The sequence below is a fragment of the Paraprevotella xylaniphila YIT 11841 genome, assembly GCF_000205165.1.
Taxonomy (GTDB): domain Bacteria; phylum Bacteroidota; class Bacteroidia; order Bacteroidales; family Bacteroidaceae; genus Paraprevotella; species Paraprevotella xylaniphila.
Genome location: NZ_GL883859.1, coordinates 1 through 2,034, shown reverse-complemented (window position 1 = coordinate 2,034; position 2,034 = coordinate 1). Strand labels below are relative to the sequence as shown.

The window sequence follows — 2,034 nt, the reverse complement described above, 5'->3', positions numbered from 1 at the left end:
GCCGGATTTCTGCAATCACGCACACACTTGAAACGGAGTTCATGCCTGTTGCCGTGAACAAAGGGCTGTCCTTGTCCGTGAAGACTGGACACGATGCCATTGTATTGACCGACAAAGAGCGAATAATACAAATCGGGAATAACCTGCTGTCAAACGCTGTCAAATTCACGGAGGAAGGCGGTATCTCTTTAACGACTGACTATAACAACGGAGTTCTGACACTGGTCGTTGAAGATACAGGTACAGGCATGACAGAAGAGGAACAGAAACAAGCGTTCGGTGCGTTTGAACGTCTATCAAATGCCGCCGCAAAGGAGGGTTTCGGGCTTGGGCTTGCCATAATGCGTAATATTGTGTCGATGCTTGGCGGAACAATCCGTTTGGACAGCAAGAAAGGGAAAGGCAGTCGTTTCACAGTTGAAATTTCTATGCAGGAAGCTGAAGAACAGCTTGGATATACAAGCAATACACCTGTTTATCATAACAATAAATTCCATGATGTTGTCGCCATTGACAATGATGAGGTATTACTTCTGATGCTGAAAGAGATGTACTCCCAAGAAGGAATACACTGCGACACTTGCACCGATGCTGCGGAACTGATGGAAATGATACGCCAGAAAGAATACAGCCTGTTGCTGACAGACTTGAATATGCCCGGTATAAACGGTTTCGAATTGCTGGAATTGTTGCGTTCGTCCAACGTGGGCAATTCACCAACAATCCCGGTGGTTGTGGCAACCGCTTCGGGCAGTTGTAACAAAGGGGAACTATTGGCAAAAGGCTTTGCCGGATGCCTGTTCAAGCCGTTCTCCATATCGGAGTTAATGGAGGTTTCCGACAGGTGTGCCATAAAAGAAACACCGGACGGGAAACCGGATTTTTCAGCCTTGTTGTCTTACGGCAATGAAGCCGTCATGCTGGATAAGTTGATGACGGAAACTGAAAAAGAAATGCAGGCGGTACGGGATGCGGCAATAGAGAAAGACCTGCAAAAGCTGGATTCTCTTACACACCACCTGCGCAGCTCGTGGGAAGTACTACGTGCCGACCAACCGCTAAGGGAACTTTACGGATTGCTTCATGGCGATACACTCCCGGATGGTGAAGCGTTAAGCCGTGCTGTGACTGCCGTGTTGGAAAAAGGAGCGGAAATAATCCGGTTGGCAGAAGAGGAAAGGAGAAAATACGAAGATGGATAAGACAAAAATAATTGTGGTGGAAGACAACATCGTGTATTGCGAATATGTCTGCAATATGCTGTCACGGGAGGGCTACCGCACCGTGAAGGCTTACCACCTGTCAACAGCGAAGAAACATCTGCAACAGGCAACGGATAATGACATCGTGGTTGCCGACCTGCGTCTGCCTGACGGTAACGGTATAGACCTTTTGCGCTGGATGCGAAAGGAGGGAAAGATGCAACCCTTCATTATCATGACCGACTATGCCGAAGTGCATACCGCCGTGGAAAGCATGAAGCTCGGTTCGATAGACTATATCCCCAAACAGCTTGTGGAAGATAAACTGGTCCCTCTTCTCCGTTCCATACAGAAAGAACGACAGGCGGGACAACGCCGTATGCCCGTGTTTGCCCGTGAAGGTTCCGCATTTCAGAAAATCATGCACCGTATAAGGCTGGTAGCCGCTACCGATATGAGCGTGATGATATTCGGAGAGAACGGCACGGGTAAGGAACATATTGCCCACCACCTGCACGACAAGAGCAAGCGGGCAGTCAAGCCATTCGTGGCGGTGGACTGCGGTTCACTCACCAAAGAGCTTGCTCCCTCAGCTTTCTTCGGACACGTCAAGGGAGCGTTTACAGGAGCAGACTGTGCCAAGAAAGGCTATTTCCATGAGGCGGAAGGCGGCACGCTGTTTCTGGACGAGGTGGGCAACCTCGCGTTGGAAACCCAACAGATGTTACTCCGTGCCATACAAGAGAGGCGGTATCGTCCGATCGGTGACAAATCGGACAGAAGTTTCAATGTCCGCATCATCGCCGCCACCAACGAGGATCTGGAAGCGGCA

General features: G+C 49.8%; 2 protein-coding genes. Both read left to right on the top strand.

The window, feature by feature from the left end:
* Window positions 1–1,202, top strand: a 1,202-nt coding sequence (locus HMPREF9442_RS08920) for a hybrid sensor histidine kinase/response regulator (protein WP_008627728.1), incomplete at its 5' end; no start/stop codon positions are given.
* On the top strand, window positions 1,195–2,034 hold an 840-nt coding region (locus tag HMPREF9442_RS08915; RefSeq protein WP_008627726.1), incomplete at its 3' end, for a sigma-54-dependent transcriptional regulator. The genes HMPREF9442_RS08920 and HMPREF9442_RS08915, both read left to right, overlap by 8 nt.